General features: G+C 37.9%; 22 protein-coding genes. 7 read left to right on the top strand and 15 right to left on the bottom strand.

All coding sequences use genetic code 11. The features are described from left to right. Positions 1–86: 86 nt before the first annotated feature. Entirely contained in the window at positions 87–950 is an 864-nt protein-coding gene (gene mtnP / locus CLV96_RS10670; protein ID WP_004786461.1) for an S-methyl-5'-thioadenosine phosphorylase, read from the top strand. On the opposite strand, the gene CLV96_RS10665 is transcribed toward mtnP, so the two are convergent. Further along, entirely contained in the window at positions 947–1,339 is a 393-nt protein-coding gene (locus CLV96_RS10665) for an STAS domain-containing protein (protein ID WP_004786670.1), read from the bottom strand. The two genes, mtnP and CLV96_RS10665, sit on opposite strands and share 4 nt — an antisense overlap. Then, entirely contained in the window at positions 1,336–2,505 is a 1,170-nt protein-coding gene (gene galK, locus CLV96_RS10660) for a galactokinase (protein ID WP_004785503.1), read from the bottom strand. The genes CLV96_RS10665 and galK overlap by 4 nt, the downstream gene beginning before the upstream one ends. Before the next feature lie 44 nt (positions 2,506–2,549). Between galK and CLV96_RS10655 the strand changes: the two genes are divergently transcribed. Further along, positions 2,550–3,896 carry a glucose-6-phosphate isomerase gene (locus tag CLV96_RS10655; RefSeq protein WP_004787212.1) on the top strand — a complete coding sequence of 449 codons (1,347 nt, stop codon included), beginning with the start codon at positions 2,550–2,552 and terminating at the stop codon, positions 3,894–3,896. On the opposite strand, the gene CLV96_RS10650 is transcribed toward CLV96_RS10655, so the two are convergent. The 4 genes from CLV96_RS10650 to CLV96_RS10635 are packed head-to-tail and all read right to left on the bottom strand — an operon-like array spanning position 3,879 to position 8,884. Continuing rightward, a complete protein-coding gene (locus CLV96_RS10650) occupies positions 3,879–4,601 on the bottom strand; it encodes an NTP transferase domain-containing protein (RefSeq protein WP_004784495.1) in 723 nt (240 codons plus the stop codon). The genes CLV96_RS10655 and CLV96_RS10650 overlap by 18 nt on opposite strands. Beyond that, positions 4,598–5,590 (bottom strand): aminoglycoside phosphotransferase family protein, encoded by a 993-nt coding sequence (locus tag CLV96_RS10645; RefSeq protein ID WP_004786751.1) that lies wholly within the window; start codon positions 5,588–5,590, stop codon positions 4,598–4,600. The genes CLV96_RS10650 and CLV96_RS10645 overlap by 4 nt, the downstream gene beginning before the upstream one ends. Further along, complete coding sequence (locus CLV96_RS10640; protein WP_004786044.1) at positions 5,590–7,101, bottom strand: hybrid sensor histidine kinase/response regulator; 1,512 nt, start codon at positions 7,099–7,101, stop codon at positions 5,590–5,592. Before CLV96_RS10640 ends, CLV96_RS10645 begins: the two co-directional genes overlap by 1 nt. Beyond that, positions 7,094–8,884, bottom strand: a complete 1,791-nt coding sequence (locus CLV96_RS10635; RefSeq protein WP_004784355.1) for an ATP-binding protein — start codon at positions 8,882–8,884, stop codon at positions 7,094–7,096. Before CLV96_RS10635 ends, CLV96_RS10640 begins: the two co-directional genes overlap by 8 nt. A 1-nt stretch (position 8,885) precedes the next feature. Here CLV96_RS10635 and CLV96_RS10630 point away from each other — a divergent pair, with 1 nt between their 5' ends. Beyond that, positions 8,886–9,755, top strand: coding sequence for an alpha/beta fold hydrolase (locus CLV96_RS10630; protein WP_243836462.1), 870 nt, complete (start codon positions 8,886–8,888; stop codon positions 9,753–9,755). On the opposite strand, the gene CLV96_RS10625 is transcribed toward CLV96_RS10630, so the two are convergent. Beyond that, positions 9,756–9,989, bottom strand: a complete 234-nt coding sequence (locus CLV96_RS10625) for a ferredoxin (protein ID WP_035983065.1) — start codon at positions 9,987–9,989, stop codon at positions 9,756–9,758. A 49-nt stretch (positions 9,990–10,038) separates the two neighbouring features. Between CLV96_RS10625 and CLV96_RS10620 the strand changes: the two genes are divergently transcribed. Next, positions 10,039–10,404 (top strand): response regulator, encoded by a 366-nt coding sequence (locus tag CLV96_RS10620; protein WP_004784834.1) that lies wholly within the window; start codon positions 10,039–10,041, stop codon positions 10,402–10,404. Here CLV96_RS10620 and CLV96_RS10615 read toward each other — a convergent pair. The 6 genes from CLV96_RS10615 to CLV96_RS10590 are packed head-to-tail and all read right to left on the bottom strand — an operon-like array spanning position 10,401 to position 16,414. Beyond that, entirely contained in the window at positions 10,401–11,183 is a 783-nt protein-coding gene (locus CLV96_RS10615) for a TlyA family RNA methyltransferase (RefSeq protein WP_004786443.1), read from the bottom strand. The two genes, CLV96_RS10620 and CLV96_RS10615, sit on opposite strands and share 4 nt — an antisense overlap. Then, positions 11,164–12,087, bottom strand: coding sequence for a polyprenyl synthetase family protein (locus CLV96_RS10610; protein ID WP_004787523.1), 924 nt, complete (start codon positions 12,085–12,087; stop codon positions 11,164–11,166). The genes CLV96_RS10615 and CLV96_RS10610 overlap by 20 nt, the downstream gene beginning before the upstream one ends. A gap of 51 nt (positions 12,088–12,138) precedes the next feature. After that, entirely contained in the window at positions 12,139–12,552 is a 414-nt protein-coding gene (locus CLV96_RS10605) for a nucleoside-diphosphate kinase (RefSeq protein ID WP_012387121.1), read from the bottom strand. 42 nt (positions 12,553–12,594) lie between these two features. Next, a complete protein-coding gene (locus tag CLV96_RS10600; RefSeq protein WP_004784156.1) occupies positions 12,595–14,703 on the bottom strand; it encodes a cation:proton antiporter domain-containing protein in 2,109 nt (702 codons plus the stop codon). Positions 14,704–14,721: 18 nt separating this feature from the next. Beyond that, positions 14,722–15,204: a pantetheine-phosphate adenylyltransferase gene (coaD, locus tag CLV96_RS10595; protein WP_004787712.1), complete on the bottom strand. Its 483-nt coding sequence runs from the start codon at positions 15,202–15,204 to the stop codon at positions 14,722–14,724. Between the two features lies 1 nt (position 15,205). Then, on the bottom strand, positions 15,206–16,414 hold the full coding sequence (locus CLV96_RS10590; protein WP_004786723.1) for an argininosuccinate synthase: 1,209 nt from the start codon (positions 16,412–16,414) through the stop codon (positions 15,206–15,208). 81 nt (positions 16,415–16,495) lie between these two features. On the opposite strand from CLV96_RS10590, the gene CLV96_RS10585 reads away from it, so the two are divergent. The 3 genes from CLV96_RS10585 to CLV96_RS10575 are packed head-to-tail and all read left to right on the top strand — an operon-like array spanning position 16,496 to position 19,710. Further along, positions 16,496–17,644, top strand: a complete 1,149-nt coding sequence (locus CLV96_RS10585; RefSeq protein WP_040917213.1) for a nitrilase-related carbon-nitrogen hydrolase — start codon at positions 16,496–16,498, stop codon at positions 17,642–17,644. Continuing rightward, a complete protein-coding gene (locus CLV96_RS10580) occupies positions 17,628–18,155 on the top strand; it encodes a hypothetical protein (RefSeq protein ID WP_004787706.1) in 528 nt (175 codons plus the stop codon). Before CLV96_RS10585 ends, CLV96_RS10580 begins: the two co-directional genes overlap by 17 nt. Before the next feature lies 1 nt (position 18,156). Next, on the top strand, positions 18,157–19,710 hold the full coding sequence (locus CLV96_RS10575; RefSeq protein WP_004785336.1) for an FAD-dependent oxidoreductase: 1,554 nt from the start codon (positions 18,157–18,159) through the stop codon (positions 19,708–19,710). On the opposite strand, the gene rlmD is transcribed toward CLV96_RS10575, so the two are convergent. Together rlmD and CLV96_RS10565 are read right to left on the bottom strand one after the other, a co-directional pair. Further along, positions 19,703–20,899 (bottom strand): 23S rRNA (uracil(1939)-C(5))-methyltransferase RlmD, encoded by a 1,197-nt coding sequence (rlmD, locus tag CLV96_RS10570; protein WP_004786798.1) that lies wholly within the window; start codon positions 20,897–20,899, stop codon positions 19,703–19,705. The two genes, CLV96_RS10575 and rlmD, sit on opposite strands and share 8 nt — an antisense overlap. Then, positions 20,899–21,969, bottom strand: a complete 1,071-nt coding sequence (locus CLV96_RS10565) for a quinone-dependent dihydroorotate dehydrogenase (protein ID WP_004784105.1) — start codon at positions 21,967–21,969, stop codon at positions 20,899–20,901. Before CLV96_RS10565 ends, rlmD begins: the two co-directional genes overlap by 1 nt. Positions 21,970–22,016: the final 47 nt, after the last annotated feature.

The following is a 22,016-nucleotide window of genomic DNA, read 5'->3' as shown; positions in this document are numbered from 1 at the left end:
TCCCATGAGCATTCTACAGTCTTCGAATGTAAAAAACGAATGCAACCAAAATCGTTATAGGGAAACTGCACTTTAAGAGGATTCATATGGCAAATGTAGTGAAAATCGGGGTCATTGGTGGAACTGGCCTATATTCAATTGATGGAATGGAAATTATCAAAGAAATCCATCCTGAAACTCCTTGGGGCAAACCATCGGACACGATCACTATTGGTCGATTTAAAGGGAAAGAAATTGCGTTTTTGCCAAGACACGGAAAAGGACATTTTTTAAATCCAAGCGAAGTTCCGGCCAGAGCCAATATTGCCGCATTAAAACAGTTAGGTGTAGAAGAAATCATTGCATTTAGTTCTGTGGGAAGTTTACGCCAAGAAATAGCTCCTAGAGATTTTGTAATCCCTTCGCAAATCATTGACCGTACCAAGGCTCGACCATCCACATTTTTCGAAAACGGAATGGTGGCACATGCACCATTTGCGGATCCTTTTTCACCAGGACTTGGTAAAAAAGTAGAAGAGGCTGCAAAACAAATTGGTCTTCCCATTCATTCCAACAAAACACTGATTTGTATGGAAGGGCCATTGTTTTCTACAAGAGCTGAATCTCATATGTACAGATCGTGGGGAGCCGACATCATCAACATGACTGTCCTTCCTGAAGCAAAACTAGCAAGAGAAGCAGAGATTCTTTACCAAATGGTTTGTATGTCAACCGACTATGATTGTTGGAAAGAAGATGAAGCCCATGTCACTTTGGAAATGGTGTTGGGCAACTTAAGCAAAAATGCGGAGACAGCGAAGTTGTTACTTTCGGCGCTCATTGATTTCTTAGGAAAGTCAGATGATACTAGTCTTGTGGGAAGCACAAAGTTTTCTTTGGTGACTGCTCCTGAAAAAAGAAACCAAGAGCAAATAAACAAATTAAAATTTCTTTTTCCAACTTACTTTTAGTCGGATTTTACAGCTTGTTCCAAAGTCGGAAAAATTTGGAGCAGGCTTCTTAGTTTGGTTAATTCCAAAACATATCGTACTTTTTCTGAAGGGGATATGATTCGAATGAATCCTTTTTGTTTCATCAGTCTAGAATGAATTCCCAAACAAACTCCAAGTCCAGAACTATCAATATAACTAACTTGTTCAAAGTTTAAGAAGACGTGATTGATCCCTTTGGAAATAAGAATTTCCAAGTTTTCTTTCATGACCTGTGAATTGTAGAGATTGATTTCTCCGGACAATTCGAAGTAAACAGCAGTTTCTGGGAGAGGGACAAATCTCTGTTGGAGGACTTCCATTTTGAAATCTCCACTCTCAACTGTGTAATCACTCCAGTTTTCGATCATATCAAAACTTCCTTAACCCCGTCCGAAATTTGAAACTTATAAAAGTCTATCGCAACGTTAAACTTTTGTTGATAACTTTTTTTCAAAACTTCTTCAATTTTAGAAAAATGGTTTTTGGTATCTAGTACGAGTACGCATCCACCGAAACCACCACCAATCATTCTTGCACCAGTGACGCCTAGGCTCTGCAAAGAATCAACAATGAAATCAATTTCGGGACAAGAGACCTCAAATTCTTTAGATAAAGACCAATGAGTTTGAAATAGTGCGGAACCAACATCTCTGAAATTACCTGATTCCAAACTTTCAATCACAACTTTGGTTCGTTCTCGTTCAGAAGTTACATGTTTAGTTCTTTTTATTTCTTCTTTTGTTAGGTGACATTGATCAATTTCGGAGTCTGAAAGCTTTACATCGTACAATTGCGTAAAATTTGGATACTTTGCTTTAATTTTTACCAATGCCGATTCGCATTCCGACCTGCGTTTGTTATAGGCACTATCTTTCAAACTATGCTTAACATTTGAATTGATTAGATAAAATTCGTAGTTTCCTAAGTCGAAGTGGTGATATGAATACTTTAGAGTTTCAGTATTTAAGGAAATACAATCATCTTTTTTGCCTACAGCAATGATGAATTGATCCATGATTCCACATTTTGTTCCGACAAAATTATTTTCAGCTTTCTGTCCAATTAGAGCAATTTCTTCTCGTGTTATTGGAAACTCAAAAGTTTCTTTAATCGCATAACCAGTTGCCACTTCAAAAGCTGCTGAGGAAGAAAGTCCAGAACCTTGGGGAATATTTCCATCAACTAATAAGTCGAATCCCGGAACAATATGGCCTTTTTTTTCAATTTCAAAAATAACACCTGCAATGTAGTCAACCCACGGAGATTTTGAATTTGGTGAAAATGGTTTTTTGAGTTCTACAGTTTCTTGATAGGAAACCGAATGCAAACGATAGTTTTGAGAATCATTGGGACGCAATAATACTTGGACAAAAAAATCAATCGCTGCTGGTAGCACAGTTCCACCCAAATAATCAACATGTTCTCCAATTATATTGATTCTAGCAGGTGCCTGAAATAAACGAGGCAGTTGATTTGTTTTTCCAAATATTGATTCAAATTGATTCAAATTTTCTTTACTTCTTAAAGAATCCACTTCATCTTCCTTTCGATGCTATACTTTATTCAAGGACTGGTGCCATGTCGAACTTAAAAATTTCGGATAGATTTGCGAAATCTTTTCTTACTGAAACTCTGATCCAAAATGAATTGGAAAAGGCGGAAAAAGCGCGCCAAACTTTACTCCAAAAAACAGGTCCCGGAAATGAATTTTTAGGTTGGGTCGATCTACCTGGTAAAATTAGCGGAGATGATCTCCAAAAGTTAAGAGTGGCCGCAGAAACCATTCAGTCTCATTCACAGTTTTTGGTAGTAGTTGGGATTGGTGGCAGTTATCTAGGAGCGCGAGCTGTGATTGAAGCATTAACTCCAGAATTTAGTGCTCCCGAGACACAAAAAAAATCGGTAAAGATTATTTATGCAGGACATCATTTGGATGCAGATTATCATTCTCGACTTTTAGCATTCCTTGAAAATAAAGAATTTTCAGTAAATGTAATTTCTAAATCAGGAACAACAACAGAGCCAGCGATCGCCTTTCGTTTGTTACTTTCTCTTTTAGAACGTAAGTATGGAAGAGAAAATGTAAAAAAAAGGGTTTTTGCAACAACCGATAGAGAAAAAGGAGCCTTAAAACAATTAGCCGATGAATATGGATTTCCAACATTTGTGATTCCTGATGATGTAGGTGGTCGGTATTCCGTTTTTACGCCTGTGGGATTGTTGCCAATTGCAGCAGCAGGTTTTAGCATCAACAAACTCATAGATGGTGCAAAACAAATGGAAACCGAATTAAAATCCAAATCGGCATCGGATGGAAATATAGCTACTATCTATGCTGCGATTCGAAATGCTCTTTATACAAAAGGAAAAAAAACAGAAATATTAGTAAGTTATACTCCTGCTTTGAGTTTTTTATCTGAATGGTGGAAACAGTTGTTTGGCGAAAGTGAAGGAAAAACAGGAAAAGGAATTTTTCCCGCATCTGTTCAATTCACAACGGATCTACACTCTATGGGTCAATACATTCAGGATGGAGAACGACTTTTGATGGAAACAGTCATCAAAGTGGAAGCTCCTAAACAGGATGTTTATTTAACGGAAAAACCAGACGATCGCGACGGCTTGAATTATTTAGCTGGCAAAAAACTTTCTGAGGTGAACCAAAGTGCTATGTTAGGAACATTGATTGCTCATAGAGACGGTGGAGTCCCTTGTTTGGAAATCACATTGCCTACTTTGAATGAAGAGATGGTTGGGGAATTGTTGTATTTCTTTGAATTTGCCTGTGGGGTCTCTGGTTATATGTTAGGTGTAAATCCCTTTGATCAACCAGGTGTTGAAGACTATAAAAACAATATGTTTGCTTTGTTGGGCAAAAAAGGATTCGAAAAAAGAAAAGAAGAAATCTTAAGTCATATAAGATGAGTTTACAAAAGCTTGAATTTTGGAGAGTTCCGTTCCAAATATATCTTTTGTAACATAAGAATCCCAAAGTTTTTTTGTTCCTAAATCAAGAACCGTGCCGGGGAAAATTTCTCCGGTAATCTCTCCCTTGAGTGAAGATTCCTTAAAAATATCAGATAGATCATAATATTTGTTTTTTTCTAAATGGATGAGACATTTTGGATTTAATAATGCAAGCCCAATATAATAATTCGGTCCTTTTCCAAAGGTTAAATTTCCGTTTTCATTAATATCAATTTTCGTGTAATTTTGATTTGGTGGTATTGGAAGTAAATATAAATGAATATTTACTGTTTGAGGTAAACTGGACTTTGGTAAAAAATTTTGGTCTGGAAAAAACAATGTATCAGGATTGATTAACAAAATTGGTTTTTCATAATAATTTTCAGGTAAACCAGTTCGAATTCCTCCAGCTGTACCGAGAATTTCTTTTTTCTCTTCTAAAACTTCAATTGGGATTTGAGAAAAGTTCTGAACATGAGATTTGATTTGGTTACTTAAATAATGTGTATTTATCCAAATCTTTGAAGTATTCCATTTTTTCAAAAGATACAAACTATAATCAAGAAGAGAAATACCTTGAATTTTTAATAGAGGTTTCGGACAACTTTCTGTGAGAAATCCCATCCGTTTTCCAAATCCTGCTGCTAAAACAAATGCATTCATAAATTCTTGAAGTCCTTGTGGTGACTCAGTTCTTCACGTAAACTTCGAACAAAAATATAAAGTGAATCGGCAAACATACCTAATTGAATGATTTCTTCTAATTGGTTCAAACAAGAGATGATTGAAGGTTTAAATTTGTTTTTTCCATGATCTGTCACCATTCGGAAATATGTTCCTAAAGCCTTAAAAGACCTCTGTAATGCTTGAAGATAAAAAGTATCATTAAATTTTTTGGATTGGTCAATATTTCGTTTTTGAAACGATTTTAACATTAAAGAACGAAAATCTCTGGGTAGTGGATAGTAAGCATCATATAGGATAGAAGCTAAGTCATATTGAGGGACTCCCATTCTTGCATCCTGAAAATCAATCAGAGCATATTCAGATTTTGTAGAAATTAAAACATTTCTACAGTGAAAATCTCTGTGAGTGAAAACGTTAATTGGGTATTTGTTTAAATAACCGATTGTTTCTTCAATAAAGGCTTTACCTTCATTGGAAATTTCTGTTTTGATTTGAAATAACTTTCTAAAGCCTTCAAACTTTTCCAAAGTTAAATTAGTTTCAAAACTGAGTTTCTCTGTATCAAATTTTCGATTTTTTACTAGAGAAGGTGGATCAAGTGACTGGAGTTTTAAAATTAAGTTTATTAGTATCGGAAACTTATTTTTATAATCATTTAGAGCGTATGAACTAAAATCTTTTAATCCTTCAAAACTCATAAATGTAAGTCCTTGATCTCTGTTTATTTCTAAAACTCTTGGAACATGAACTTCATTTGCATTAAGAAACTCAGAAATAAGGATAAAATCTTCATTTACTGTTTCATCGGCACAAACTACTTCTTCATTTCCTTGAGAAGTTGTAATTCGAAAGTACCTGCGAGTGGATGCTTCTTCTTGTAATGGTTCTATTTTTGGATTTTTACCGTAACGGGAAAGAACCAATTCTAATTGTGAGTCATTTAAACCTGAATACACTGAAGTCACTATGTTTCTAAAAGCTTAGGAAAAATAAAATGAAATTTAGAACCTTTGCCTGGAGAAGATTCAATTTCTAGTTGAATATCGAAATTATCAACGATTTGTCTGACAACAAACATTCCAAGTCCAGTACCTTTCCCTAACTCTTTTGTTGTAAAGTATGGTTCATAGATTTTGTCCAAAATTTCGGGAGACATACCTTCGCCATCATCGGTAACGATTAGGTGTGAGTATCTTTTATCTTGGTAAGTTGAGATTTCTATTGTGCCTATGTTATTGGTAGCATCAGCAGCATTTAGAAGAATGTTGGAAAGTAATAATGCAAATTGATCGGAATTCATTTGTATAGGAATTTCTTCCGAAGTTTCTTCTCTTTTGATGTGGCAGTATTTTAATTTAGCTGTTTCTTTGAACACCTGAAGGACGGAAGAAACTTCCTTGTTCAAATTTAACGTTTTGGATTGTTCATTGTTTGATTTTAATGATTTCCCAAGTTGTAATAGGTTTGAAGTTAGTGCTCTTAATTTTTCTGTTTGGTTCAAAGTTACTTTTAATGCACGGTCTTTTAACATTGTGTCCGCATTTTCTCGAGAAGCCATCTCAACAAAACCTTGAATTGCAGTGAGAGAGTTGTTAATTTCATGTCCGATGCTTGCGGCCACAACAGATAAAAATGCTCTTCGTTCGGAGTGGATGAGTTGCTCTACCATCGCTTTTTTTTGTGTTACGTCTCGAATGACACCTGTATAATAAATATCTCCATCTAAACTGTACGAACAAATTGCAATATCCGCTAAAAAAGTGGTAAGATCAGAACGAAGTAATGTTACATCGGATAATTGGAGAGTGGATTTGTTTTCCTCTTCATTCAAAACTTTTGAAACTTGAGCCATATACTTTTGCATTTTATTTTCGGTAAACAAAAGATTAACAGACTGCCCAATGAGATCCAATGGTGTATGAAAACGAAACATTTCAAAACTAGCTTTATTCGCAGAAACAATCGTTAATTTTGAATCGATGGTGATCACTGCATCAGAAGTTGCATTTAATATAGCCGCATTTTGTCGGTTTAAATCTAAATTTTGAGTCCGAAGAGCTTTTTCTAATTTTTCCGATAACATTAGTTTTTCTAAATCGGAATCTTTTTGGTTTTTAACTTCTAATGCTCGTTTTACGACAGATAGGATTTGAGTTCTATCAACAGGCTTTGATATATACTCAAAAGCATGGTAACGAATAGCTGATTCTGCCGAGGAAAGATTTGGATTTCCAGTAATAAGAATGACCGGCAAGTTGATTTGTTTTTCGGCAATAAACTTTGTGAAATCAATCCCGGACATCCCCGACATTAGAATATCAGAAATTACTACAGAAAAAGGTTCACCAGAAGAAATCCTTTGGATAGCTTCAGAAGCAGACTCGGCGAGTTCAATTTGGTAGCCTTCTCGAGATAAAACTCTCTTTAGGGCGACTCGAATATCTTCTTCATCATCGACGATTAAAATTTTATCCATTTTCATCTGTGTGAGCAGGAAGGTAGATTTCTACCTTTGTCCCTGTTCCTTCCTTTGTCTTAATATAGATCTCACCACCATGGTCAGTGATGATCTTTTTAGAAATAGAAAGCCCCAAACCAGTTCCTTGTTTATTCCTTCTCGTTGTGAATAGTGGCAAAAATACTTTTTCCAAAGTATCGTCATCAATTCCAGGTCCATTGTCTTCTATTGAAAATACAACCCACTCTTTTTTTTGATTTTTGACTAAATCGATACCCAATTCGATTTTTGGAAACTGTCTTGTTTTTTCCATTTCAGAGAGAGCATTGATGGAGTTTACCACACAATTAATTAATACTTGTTCAATTTCCTGCCAACGAACAAAAATTCCGGGTAAATTTGGGCCAGCATGGCGAGTAAAACTGATATTTTTCTTTCGGCAACTCACCTCTACTAGTTCACTTGTTCTCACCAAAATATAATATGGAGATACAAAATCGCGGTTGGGACTTTCCATCCTACCCAAATCAAGTAACGCCTTAACCAAATCTCGAATGCGTAAATTTGCAGATTCAATCTTTTTGAGAATGTTTCGCCGTTCGCTCGGATCGGTTTCATCGACAGTAATCAAATCATCTAAATATAAAAGAGCACTTTGAAGTGGGTTGTTGATTTCATGAGCAAGCCCAGCGGCAATTTCACCAATACTTGCAAATTTCATAGATTCAATGAGTTGTCGATCTTTTCGTTTAGCTTCCGTGATATCAGAAAACACCAACATAATTTTTTTATCATTTAGGTCATATCGCCTTACAGGAATAAAGCGAATTTCAAAAGTTCGTTCCTCACCTAAAAGAACATAATCAAATTCAGTAGTTTGGACATTTTGATTTTCAATAACAGCGTGTAAAACATTCATTAGTTTTGATTTCATGTTTTCATCAAAGAAATGAAAGATATCTTCGCCAACTTCAAAGGCAAAAACTTGAAACAGTAAAAACTTAAAAATCGGAGCAATTTCAATTATTTTTGCATCTTGATTTACAATGACAAATCCATTGTTCATAGTTGCAAAAAATGTTCTTAGTTTATCCTCACCATATTTTATAATTCGCTCGGCATTTTGTAATTCAGAGAGATCAAGTAAGAGAACAGAAATACCATTTGGTTTTCCCTGTTCTGTTGTGATAAAGCTTTGTAATTGAAGGGTAATCAAATCGCCATTGTACAATTTGAATTCAAAAATTTTTTTTATATTTTGAATTAGTAGTTCTTTGGTAAACTCTTCTGATAACGGAAGAATATCTGAAACATGATAAGATTGAATTTGATTTGCTGATAAACGAAAAAAATCTATTAATTTTGGATTTGCATATTTTAAGTTTCCATTTAAGTCAGTTTGGAAAAATGGAATTTCTAGATGGTCGATGACTTCAGACTGTTCCTTTGTGAACTCATGGGTCCAATTGATTGATATGGCGTAAATTTCTGTATCAGAATCAAAAAATTCAGTTAAGGACGAAAAATGAACAGTGGTAACGATACTTTCTGAATTTTGTTTTTTTAGAAGCCATTTGTATTCACTTTTCGATTGCGGGTGGGTATGAATTTCCGAAATTAACAGCTCATGGTCACAAAAGAGGTTTTGTATTTTCAAAGAATTTGGATTTTGAATGTCCAAACGTTCCTTCGTGATTTCATCTAGATAAAGAATTTGATTCGATTTAAGATCGACGAAAACCAAACCATTCTGGGAATGGGAAAGTAGCTGCGATAATCTTTCAATTTTTGAATTCAACATTATGATTAAATATTTTTACCGAAGCCTTTTTAGAAACTATCAGTCCCAGAGACGTAAATCAATGAAAAATATGGGTGGGATACCCTGTTTCGTTGCGATGGGAGGACATAAAATTTTTTATTGGAAATTTGGAAAGGGCAACCAAAAACCAATTGTTTTTTTACATGGATTACTCGATGAAAGTTTCGGGTTTCGCCGAGTCGTCAAAGAATTGTTAAGTGATGGTTATCCACTATATGTTTTCGATTTACCTGGATATGGAAAAAGTAAACTACCATTAATAAAATATCTCTATCAAATCGATGTTTGGGCTGATCTGTTACTCGAATGTTTTCAGAAATTGGAGCTAAAAGATATTTGTCTTGTGGGTCATTCGATGGGTGGCCTCACATCACAACATTTAGTTTTGTTGGATAATCACCACCGAGTGCAAAAACTAATCCTTTTGGCTCCAGGTGGAATCCCACATCCTGAACGCGAGAGGATGCGAAAAATCCTTTTCCCAAAGACGGAAAAGCAGGTTATTTTATTGTTAAGGTATTTATATGGAGAAGAATTTCCAGAACCAGGATATTTATTTCGCCATACGCTTGTTACAATTTGGAATGAAAAACCAAATGAATATTTACAAGAAAATACATTACGTAGGGAAGATGAGATTTTTTTTGACTCAAAAATGAAAGGAATCAAAATTCCAACTTTGATTTTAGCAGGTGCTGAAGACGAAATTACTCCACCGTTTATGATGAAAAAAATAAATTCCTATATTAAAAAAAGTAAATTGGTATGGATTCCAAAAGTTAGACATGCAATTCATTTGGAAAAACCAGATGTTGTAGCAAAGAATATTAGGATATTCTATAATACTTAATTATTCTCCATCGTCACCAATCGCATCGACGGGGCACATCGCCATTGCCGCTTTTGCCTGTTTTTCTTCAGCGGGTGTAGTCGGCTGTTTTTTGAAGAAAATATGGCTTTCGTCAGCATTGTACTGCATCAAACTAGGGGCTTCCTTAATGCAGTCGTTACAGGGAACGCAAGTCTGGTCGACATAGTATTTTCCTGGGACATTTTCGGGTTGTTTGCTACTTTTATCTGCCATAGAGTATTTTTACTTTTTAACAGACCCCCCCCTATAAAATAAAGCATATATGACGAAAAAGAACATCCTCATCGTCGAGGATGAACCCTTCCTCGGACTCAATATCAAACAGAAAATCGAATCTTTCGGTTTTCATGTGATAGCTGTTGTACCATCCGGGGATGAGGCATTTCAAATTGTTTCCGAAAAAGTTCCGGATTTGATTTTGATGGATATCAATTTAGAAGGTTCTTTAGACGGAATCGAAACGGCAGAATCTTTGCGAGAGCAGTTTTCTGTACCTGTGTTATTTTTAACGGGTTTTTTAGATGATACCGCCAGACATAGAATCAACCAAAACTCGTCCTATGCTTATTTAATGAAACCTTTCACCTCCGAACAATTGAAAGAAGCTGTTTCCGGCTTTACTGCTTAAGATTTCTCTATCGATTCTCTCCATTCCCATCGAATCAAAAATTCCCGATTTCCATCTGCACCTTGGATCGGGGATTCTGCCAGACCTAAAAATTTTAATTTAGGATCTAAGTTTTTGATCTTTCTCCAAATAGATCTAATCGTATAACCAATATGATGCGAATCCTTTAGAACCCCTTTTTCTAATTTGGACGGATGGACTTCAAATTGAGGTTTGAATAAGGAAATTCCTTGCCAGACAATATTGGGTTTTGATTGAAAAAGGGATATTAAGGAAACAAAGACGGGAACAAGAGAAATAAAACTTAAATCCATAGTAATCCATGTTTCAGGTGTTAATGGTTCTAGTTTGGGAATGCTCAAGTCTTTTAAATGTGTGCGATCAAATATTGTGATCTTAGGATCGTTGGCAATTTTTTGGGCCAACTGACCATACCCCACATCGACTGCAATCACTCGTGAGGCACCTTTCTCCAAAAGAACCTGGCAGAAACCACCTGTGGAAGAACCCAAATCAATACAGGTTTTGTTTTGGACATTGGCACTCGGAAAAGATTCGAATGCACCTAGAAGTTTATATGCTCCTCTGGAAACATAGGTTTTGATTTTTTCTTTAGTACGAACAATGTCTTTTAAAGTGATTTTTGTTCCTACTTTTGAGATGACTACATCATTGACGAGTACAGACCCAGAAAGGATTAACGATTGTGCTAGCTTTAAATCGATCGCATGACCTTCGCGAACGAGGTACTCATCCAGTCTAATTTTTTCTTTCGGCAATGTAATTCGGTAATCCTAAAAAGAATTCATTGTTTAAGGAAGGTAAATTAGAAACAAGGGAAATTGCTTTGGATACGGATTCGTCTCGTAACCTTTTTGTTGTTTCCATTCCATAAAGACTCGGGTAAGTCAATTTCCCGGCTTTGGCATCTTTACCAGGCGTTTTTCCAAGATCCGCCAGGTTTCCTTCCACATCCAAAATATCATCGGTGATTTGGAATAAAAGTCCAATTTCTTTCGCATAACCGGAGATCACTGATTGTCTCTCTAACCAATCAGGTCTTAAACGATTGCCTAAGAGGAAGGATGCTTCGATGAGAGCTCCCGTTTTCTTTTCATGGATGGATGTGAGTTTGGATTCTTTACCCTTGGCACTCGGACTTTTTTCTTCTACTATGTCTTCCATTTGTCCCAGGATCATTCCATTCATTCCCGCACCTTTGTGTAGGATTTGTATGGAGTCGCGGATGGCAGTTGAGTCCGTGTTTTCGTACAAGGACAATAGATAAAAACTTAAGGAATTGAGTGTGTCACCTGCAAGGATCGCAGTGGCCTCATCAAATTGGATATGACAAGTAGGCATTCCCCGGCGTGTGTCATCATCATCCATTGCTGGTAAATCGTCATGGATGAGAGAATATGTATGAATGCATTCGACAGCCAGTGCCGCTAAGTAAACGGAGAGATGTTCTTTGGAATTGAGTTTTTTTGGTAAATGGTTTGGATGAAAAAATGAATTCAGGACAAAAATAGGACGGATTCGTTTTCCACCAGCTTTGAGACTATACAAACAAGCATCCGTTATGCGAGTAAGTGGTTGGAATAATTCCTTCGTGTAGGATTCAAAAAAAGTATCAAAGAGTTGTTTTGAGTTGGTTAAGATATCGGAAAGTTGAATAGACACGGGAAAAAAGAACCGGTTCCCTAAAGAACCGGTCGTTTGTTTGGTTCGAACTTAGTTAAGTTCATACCCTTTGAAGAAAAACGCAATTTCTTGAAGTGCGTTTGCTACAGAGTCAGAACCGTGAACCGCATTTGCTTCTTTGCTTTCTGCAAAGAGGGCACGGATGGTTCCTGCTTTAGCTTCTTTAGGGTCAGTTGCACCGATCACGTCTCTCCAATGTGCCACTGCGTTGTCTCTCTCAAGAGCGCAAGCAACGATTGGGCCAGAAGCCATGTAAGTGCAAAGGTCATTATAAAATGGGCGAGCTGCGTGAACTGCGTAAAATTGTTTTGCGTCTTCAAGGCTAAGTTTTAGGAATTTCATTCCTAGGATTTTAAATCCTTCTTTTTCAATTCTTTGAAGGATGTCACCGATGTGTTTGTTTTTCACTGCATCGGGTTTAAGCATGATAAAAGTTCTTTCCATATCTCCAAAAGCATGGAGAAACCGAAAAAAGCAATCGAATCTTTATGTGCCTAAAAAACGAACCAAAAGAAAAGAAGTTGGGAGAAGATCCATTTTTTCAAATCCCATCTCTTCCCAAACATTCAGGTCGATGAGAATCAATGAATAACCAGTGATTTTATTTAAGGAAATGGGATAGGGATTTAGATCTGTTTCGGGTTGTACTAGGTCTTCCACCTTGATTTTGTTCGACTTCATCCCTTTGAGGGAAGTTAGTTTTTGTGCAAATCCAAGGATGGGATCCTTTTCCCCTTTGTAAAGGATGGCCACTTTTTCAACAGATTCCAAACCGTTGTCAATGAGGACACCCACAGTGGCAGGGCAGTAATTTAAAATTCCTTTTATTTTTCCTCCCGTATAACTGCGAGAAAATAGAGGTTTGGCAGCACCAATGAGTAAAATGTCAGTATGTTTGATTTTGGCAAAATTGACAATTTCATAAGTGACATTGTCAGTGATGCGGTACTCTGTTTGGACTTGGACACCCATACTAGAGCCTGTTTGGCGAATGGCTTCAAAACTCGCATCACGGTAACGGCGAATTTCTTCATTCGACAAGGAGTCGTTTGGTGAAATGTGTAATGCAGTGATTTCCAAATTTTTCTTTTGGTTGCCGGAAAGGGAATAAGCAAACCGAACTAAACTTTTTCCCATTTTTTCTTGGGCAAATGCTACTAACACACGTAACTTGCGATCGACAGGTTTTTCGGTAGGAATTCGTTTTTCCGATTTAGAGAAAAACTTTTGAATTCCATCTAAGAGTGGACCTGTGGAGAGGGTTGTGACAAGAGCCATTAACACAAAAACTGCAAAAATTTCCGGACTTAAAATTCCAAGATCATATCCGATATTGAGAACCACAAGTTCCATGAGTCCTCTTGTGTTCATAAGAGCACCGATGGAAAGTGCATCTTCCCAGTTGGATCCTGAAACTTTTGCCGCAAAAGCGCTTCCCACGAATTTTCCAACAACGGCTACAAGGATGACGAGACCAAACACCATCCAAAGGTGAGAACCGTTCAGTAGACCAATTTCTGTTCGGAGTCCTGTGATCACAAAGAAAATCGGTAGAAACAAAATGACTGCAATGTCTTCGATTTTTTCTGCGATCAGTTTTTTGAGATTTCCTTCTGCTGGCATAATCACACCAGCAAGGAAGGCACCAAAAAGTGCATGAATTCCTATCACTTCTGTTGCCAGAGAAGATAAGAATAAAATCATCAGGATGAGGGCCACTGCGGTTCTTGTTAAGTTTTCACGTGATATATAAATAGAACCCAATCGTTTCAAGAAAGGAGCTACTAGATAAATCATTGTTAGGATATAAGCAAAAGACAACCCTACAGTGAAAAGTGCCGTGTTGAGATTTCCTGCTTTAGAAATGGTAACAATGATCGCAAGTAGGATCCAAGCCGTGATATCATCTGCCGCAGCACAGGTGAGGACCATGGCGCCGAGTGGTGTCCTTGTGAGATTTCGTTCTTGGAGGATCCTAGCAAGGACAGGAAAGGCAGTGATACTCATTGCAATTCCCATAAAAAGCGAAAAGGACAAAAAACCTACATTCGCAGGAGCGTAATCTGTATAAAAATAATAAGCTAAAATCATCCCCAAAAAGAAAGGGAAGATGATACTGGCATGGCTAATCACAACAGCAGAGTGGGCTTTGTTTTTAAGAACCGAGATATCGAGTTCCATCCCAATGATGAACATAAAAAGAACTAAACCAATTTGGCTAAGGGTTCCTAGCGTGGGAAGACTTGCTGGTGGAAATAAAAATCCCATGGTCTCTGGGAAGTAGAAACCGAGCAGTGATGGTCCGAGCAAAATTCCAGCCACAATCTCTCCCATAACGGAAGGTTGTTTGAGTTTTCTGGAAAATATATATCCAACAAATCTAGCAGCTCCACAAACAATGATGATTTGGAGGAAAAGAAGAGCTAAAGGGTGGTGAAATCGATTGAAAAAATTTTCGGTATCCAAGTGTTCATTGGTAACAGTGACAATATTTTTGGCTGCTTCGAGGAGAGTTCCTGCTTGTAGAAGAAAATACCCAAGGGAACCAAACAGTAGTATGGTGAATCCATAAAAAAAAGAAGAACGTGTTTTCATAGAATCCTCATTTCCAAATTAAATAGAGAATTTTTTGGTAAGGGCTTCGCCCACAATGTCCGGAACTTGATTGGATACGGCTCTACCATGTCTTGCTACTTCTTTGACGATTGTGGAAGACACAAAAGAGTATTCATTGTCTGCCATCAAAAAATAAGTTTCGATTTCTGGTGCTAATTTTTTGTTCATAAGAGAAATGGCATATTCGTAGTCAAAATCTGTGACAGCACGAAGCCCACGTAAAATCACACGTGAGTTTTTTTCCTTACAATAATCAACAGTCAGACCTTCGAAGGAATCAATTTTGATTTTGTCCCATCCTTTAAAAACCTTTCCGATCATTTCCACTCGTTCTTCAGGGGAAAACAGGGATGTTTTTTTGGAGTTTATGGCAACGGCAATGATGATCTCTTCGAATAACGGATGAGCTCGCCGTATAATGTCGAGATGACCGTTGGTGAACGGATCAAAAGAACCTGGATATACGGCGATATTTTTCATCTTATTTGTTTACCCTTGCCCATTCTTTCATAGGCAGTCCGTAAAGGTTGATAAAACCTTCTGCATCGTATTGGTTGTACAATTCTTCTTTTTCAAATGTAGAAAGTCCTGCATTGTAAAGAGACTTGTTAGATTTTCGTCCTACAACTGTGCAACTTCCCTTGTACAATTTGATTCTCACAGTTCCGTTTACATACTTTTGCGTATAATCCATATAAGCACGTAGAGCATTCATCTGGTTGGAATACCATTGGCCATTGTAGATATAACGAGCGAACTCTTGCGAGAGTTCATCTTTTTTGTGTTGGGTGTCACGATCGAGAGTGATGGATTCTAAATCGCGGTGTGCAATATGCAAAATAGTTCCACCTGGAGTTTCATACACTCCACGAGATTTGATTCCTACAAGTCGGTTCTCTACGATGTCAACTCGTCCCACTCCGTTTTTTCCACCTAAGTCATTCAAGGTTTCCATGACTTCGAGCGGATTCATTTTTTTTCCGTCGATGGCAACACAGTCCCCATTTTCAAAATCCAATTCTAAATAGGTTGGTTTGTCTGGTGCTTTTTCTGGAGATACGGTTAGGATAAACATATCTTCTTTTGGTTCGTTGTATGGATCTTCTAAAATTCCACCTTCAAAAGAAAGGTGCATTAAATTTCTGTCCATACTATATGGTTTAGCGGCTGTTACTGGAACCGGAATTCCTTTTTTCTTTGCGTATTCAATCAGATCCGCTCGACCACCAAAGTCCCAAGTTCTCCAAGGAGCAATGATTTGTAAGTTAGGCGAAAGTGCTTTGAAAGTGAGTTCGAAACGTACTTGGTCGTTTCCTTTTCCTGTCGCTCCATGAGAAAAAGCATCAGCACCTTCTTTGGTTGCCACTTCTGCCATAGCTTTGGCAATGAGGGGTCTTGCGAGAGATGTCCCGAGTAAATAACGCATTTCATAAATTGCATTTCCCCGAATCGCTGGGAAAATAAAGTCTCGTGCAAATTCCAAACGTAAATCTTGGATATACACTTTGGAGGCTCCGGTATTTTTTCCTTTTTCTTCTAGGCCTGTGAGTTCTTCTTTTTGACCAACATCGGCACAAAAAGCAATGACTTCACAACCGTAGGTATCTTTCAACCAAGCCAGGATGACGGAAGTATCGAGTCCTCCGGAGTAAGCGAGAACGATTTTTTTGGGAGCAGATTTCTCTTTCATAGAATAAGGTCAAAATAAAAGAAAAAACTAAGAACACAATTAAATATTGTCTGAAACGAAATTGTGTAGTAGATTTGGTGGATGCGTTTTCCCGTTTCTTTTTCTGTTTTTGTAACCATTACAGTTTTTACAATCCATTGCCAAAAGCAAATGGTTCCGCAAGAGGATATCTCCCGATCTGTACCTAATCCAAAGATATACATCCAAAAAGAGGGAATGGGAAAACGGGGAAGTTTTGTGGGGATAGAACCCTATCTTAACAAGTATAGTTATGCAACGGAAGATAGTTTTTATTTGGCTTTGAACGATTACTTTCGGATGGCAAAGGACAATGAACTTCTCTTTGTTGATCGTAGCATAGTTGTTTTACCAGAATACATTGGAACTTGGCTTGTGGTCACTGCCGAGGACAAATCTATTTTTGCTACAAATACAATCCAAGAAGGCATGGAAGTTTTGGTAAAAAAAAACTTGGGCTCTTTTCTTTGGCACTATTTTTTCAGCAGTTCTTACTCGAGTGACACTTTGAAAGAAACACTTTTTCGGATGAAGGCTTGGCAAATGTCTGACAGGTACCAATCTGTCTTTGCAAGACTTGCCAGAGAATATCGAGTATCGATTGTTGCAGGTTCGATTGTCTTACCTCATCCGAAAGTGATAGAAGGAAAAATTACCCCCACTGACGGTCCTTTGGAGAATGTAAGTTTTTATTTTCACTCAGATGGCAGAGTAGACGACAAAATCGTAAGAAAACTGTTTCCCATTACCGACGAAAAAGAATTTCTAAAAGAAGGTAAGTTGGATGAAAATCCAACTTACCAAACTCCGCTAGGTAAGTTATATACAATGGTTTGTGCCGATTCTTGGTTTCCTGAAGTATACCAAGAATTTAAAAAAACAGAATCGGAGCTATTGGCAGTTCCTTCTTTTGTGTCACCTGCTGATGCCTGGACAACCAAATGGCAAGGTTACAATGGTTATGCGAATCCAAACGATGTGGATCCCAAAGATATCGGTACTATTTCGGAACGGTCGGCCTGGAAAAAATATGCGATGAATGGTCGCCTTAAAGATCCAAAGGTCAAAGCGGGAATCAATGTGTTTTTTCGAGGGGAAATTTGGGATCTTGCCGCCAGTGGAGATGCCTTTCTGTCATTATCTGGAAAATCCGTATTCAATCTTGTGAAAGAAGAAAAAAACCAAGGAAGAATCTATGCTCTCAATCTCTAGAAAATCCTTTTTGGCCTTGTTACTTTTTTGTGCGGGCATTAAATCTAAAATTCGTTATTTTTATTTTAGTGATTCAGAAACTAAAACTGTGGCTGCCTTTTCAGAGGTAGTCCTTCCTATCACCGAACCTGGAATGCCAAATTTAGAAGAAGCAAATGTTATGCGAAGATTGGATGAGGAACTGTATTTTGTATCAGAAGAGATCCAAGAAGATTTTCATTCGGCGGTAATGGTGTTAGAATACCTACCTATTTTTTATGGACATTTTAGTTTTTTTTCGAATCTTTCACGGGAAAAACGGGAAGAGCTTTTATCCCTTTGGTCAGAGACAGATTCTGATATCGTCCGTGCTGTAGTGGGAAATTTAAAACTATTGGTCTGTTTAGTTTACTATGGCCACAAATCTACTTGGGAACAGATTTCTTATCCAGGCCCCTTTGGCAATCCTCCTGAGAAATGGAGCGAAGCAAGAATCCACTATCAAAATTTGGTGAATGGGAAGGAAATCTAAAATGAAACCAGGAATGTATCGTGATTACAAAAGTTATGCGAATAAAGAAACTATCGTTGTTGATGTAGTGGTGATTGGTTCTGGTTGTGGTGGTTCTACGATGGCCTATGAACTTTCCAAAAAAGGAATCAAAGTAGCACTCCTCGAACAGGGAGGAAACTACCACACAGGAACCTTTGACAATCATGAGCTAAATATGGGAGGAAAAGTTTCAGCAGAGAGAAATTTTCATACCACAGCAGATGGTGGGATCAACCTCGTTTATGGAAACAATTTGGGTGGGGCCTCAGTTCATTACTGGGCAGACAGTTATCGCACTCCCGATGACAGATTGTTGTTATGGAATCGTAAATACGGAATCGAAAACCACCTTCCAGAAGACTTACATTCATATTGGGCGGAATTGGAATCTGACCTTCATGTAACTCCTGCGGGAGAAGAATCCTTTAACCCAATGAACCGACTTTTCCGAAGCGCCTCACAAAGATTAGGCTGGGAAGGACATTCTGTCCCACAAGCGCGGAAAAACTGTCAGAAGTCTGGTCATTGTATGCAAGGATGTATGTTTGGAGCCAAACAATCCCAACTTGTGACTCATATTCCAAGAGCCGTGCAATTAGGAACAGATGTGTATACCGACCTTCGCGCTGAAAAGTTAAACTATATTGGTCAGAAAGTATCCGGCCTCGACGCTGTGGTGATTGACCGTAGGACACTCCGGCCAACGGCTACAAAAATCACTTTTTTATCCAAAGCCGTTTGTATTTCCGCTGGTGGATTCGGCAGCTCTACTTTTTTACTTCGAAATGGCCTAAAAAAAAGATTACCGGCTCTTGGTGAGTTTCTAGCAATCAATCCTTCTCCCATGGTACATGCGTTATATGAAGAATCCATCGTTCAGTGGCGAAACATTCCTGCCGCTTATGGAGTAGAGGATTTTCGATTAGCCCGATACCAAAATGGAAAGTACAAAGAAGGCGGGTATATGCTAATGCCAAATCAATTGCAACCAGCCACTCTTGCTGCCCTCATTCCTAGTTTTGGAAAGGACCATTTTTCTTATATGAAACAAATGGAACATTTGGGTGGAACCATTGGTTGGATTGATGATGTAGACGGGGAACTTGGTTCTATCGAAGTGGATATATTTGGGAAAAGAAAAATCAACTATCCATTTGGAAAAGTCACCAAACAAATCTTTAGCGATCTTACTTACAAACAAATGAAGTTAAACTTCGAAGCTGGTGCTAAAGAAGTTTTCCTTGCAGGTATGAAACTTCGTAAATATTCCAAACTTCCTAAAAAAGAAGAAATTGATGCCCTTGCTTGGAAACCTGCGGAATTTCCGATGGCAGCTCCCCATCCTGCGGGAGGATGCCGGATGGGAAAATCGAGTGAAAACTCGGTGGTGAATTCTCGCCACCAAGTGCATGGATTTCAAAACTTATTTGTGGCAGATTCTTCCGTATTTCCTACGGGAGTCAGCGTGGATCCAAGTTTTACCATTATGGCTTTTAGTAAAAAAGCCTCTGGATTTGTAATGGATGTTATGTGAGACTTTTGTTTCTAAAAACCGCTACGGTTTCTACGTGGTCGGTTCTTGGAAACATATCCACTGGTTGCACCGAATTTAAGAAGTATTGCCTTGCGAGTAGATTTGTATCTTCTCGGAGACTTACAGGATCACAAGATACATAGACAATTTTTTTGAAACCCATTCCCAAAATTGTTTCTGCCACTTCGACCCCAAGCCCAGTGCGTGGAGGATCGAGCACCAAGGTATCAAAGTTTTTTCCAAAAAGGGTAGGTAATACTTCGGCCACCCTTCCTTTGCGAAATCGTACATTATGTACTTTATTGTATTTTACTGATTCTAGTGCGGTTTTGTGTGAGTTGGGATTTTCTTCAATTCCTATCACTTCTTTGCAGTTTCCGGCAATCCAAAACGAAATGGTACCAATTCCAGAATAAGCGTCTATGACTCGGGAATTTGGTTCGATTTCGTCGAGAACCAAATTATACAAACTGGGAGTTTGGATAGGGTTTACTTGTAAAAAAGTAGAAAGACCTACGCGAAACTTATGTTTTCCAAAATGTTCGTGGATGTATGGCCTACCCCATAACAGGTGTTCTTCACGACCAAGAGCCATAGTTGTATGTTTTGTATTGATGTTTTGGATGATTCCTACAATTTTTCCAAACTTTCCTGTTTTCCCAATTCGGTTTTGGATGGCGGTGTGGAGTCTTTTGGATGCATCTTTGGCATGAGGAAGATCTTCTTTAGCAGTGACAATCCCCAGAATGATTTCTCCTGTGGAAAAAGATTTTCTAGCCACAAGGTATTTCATCATTCCTCGTTTAGATTTTTCGTTATAAGGCAGAAGTCCCTCTCTTCTCGCCCATTGTTTGACGGCCAGTGCAATTTCGGTAAGCCCTGGATCTTGGATTTGGCATTCGGTTTGGTCGAGGACAAATGTAGATTCTTTATTAAATAAACCTAATGTGAGTAAGGTTTTATTGGCAATGTTTCTACGTCCAAAAGGGAGTTGGATTTTATGACGGTAGTATTCCGGTGAGGGACTAGGAACAATAGTGCGAAATTCTAAATGGCGATAGGTTTTAAAAAGTTCTTTGATGTTTTGTTCTTTTTTTCGAAGTTCTTTGGTGTAATCGATGTCTAGATAATTACAACCTCCACAGGTTCCGAAATGAGTGCAGATTTTTGTTCCAGGACTTGTTGTCATTATTTGTTTCCTGATCCTACAAGTTCAGAGATACTATTGAGTTTTTTTTCTTTTACCACTTTGTCGAGATAAGAACAAATTTGGTAAGGAAGAAACGGTCCTTCATAAATGTAACCAGTGTAAATTTGAATCAGGTTGGCACCTGCCTCCATCATCCTTTGTGCTTTTTCTCCTGAGTCAATTCCTCCTACACCAATGATGGGAATTTTACCTTGGAGAGTTTTGTAAGCAAGGGATACAAAATGAAGGGATCTATCGAAAAGTGGTCCTCCAGAGAGTCCTCCTTCTTCTGGATTTTTTTCACCGAGTACGTCTTTATTGAGTGTCGTGTTGGTCAGAATGACTCCGTTAATTTTATAATCCAAACATACTTTTAGATTTTCGATTAATTCCTCTTCCGAGAGATCGGGAGCAAATTTTAGATACAAAGGAATGGGAAACTTGTTATTGAATGCAGATTGGATTCCTTCGATGAGATCGATAAGAGTTTTTTTCGATTGGAGGGAACGCAAACCCGGAGTATTGGGAGAGCTGATATTGATCACAGCATAATCCCCATAGGGAACTAATTTCTGAAGCGTATATACATAGTCACCGACTGCATTTTCTAATTCTGTGATTTTTGATTTTCCCGCATTGATTCCCCGTACACCGGACTTTTGTTGTTTTTTGATATTGGATTCGGCAATGTCGGCCCCAGGATTATTGAATCCCATTCGGTTGATCAGGGCTTTGTGTTTGGGATAACGGAAGAGCCTTGGTTTATCGTTGCCTGGTTGTCCTTTTGCAGTGATCGTTCCTACTTCAATAAATCCAAATCCCATATGAATCATTGTGGGAAAAAGTTCTGCTGTTTTGTCGAATCCTGCGGCAAGTCCTAATGGATTGGGGAAATGGATTCCTTGGATGGTTTGTTCCAGCCGTTCCGATTTGTATGCAAATATTGAAGAAAGTGTCTTATGGAAAAAAGGGATCTTTTGCGAAAGTGAAAGGAACGTTGCTGCCAAATGGTGTGCGGATTCTGGATCCAAGTGGAATAGAATTGGTTTGATCAGGTGATTGTAAAACAAGAGAGAACCTTAACGTTGATTCTTTTTTCGCACTCTTTTCTTACAAT

The organism is Leptospira meyeri, from assembly GCF_004368965.1.
Lineage (GTDB): Bacteria > Spirochaetota > Leptospiria > Leptospirales > Leptospiraceae > Leptospira_A > Leptospira_A meyeri.
Note: the sequence above shows the minus strand (reverse complement) of the source record. Positions and strands in the feature narration are given on the sequence as shown.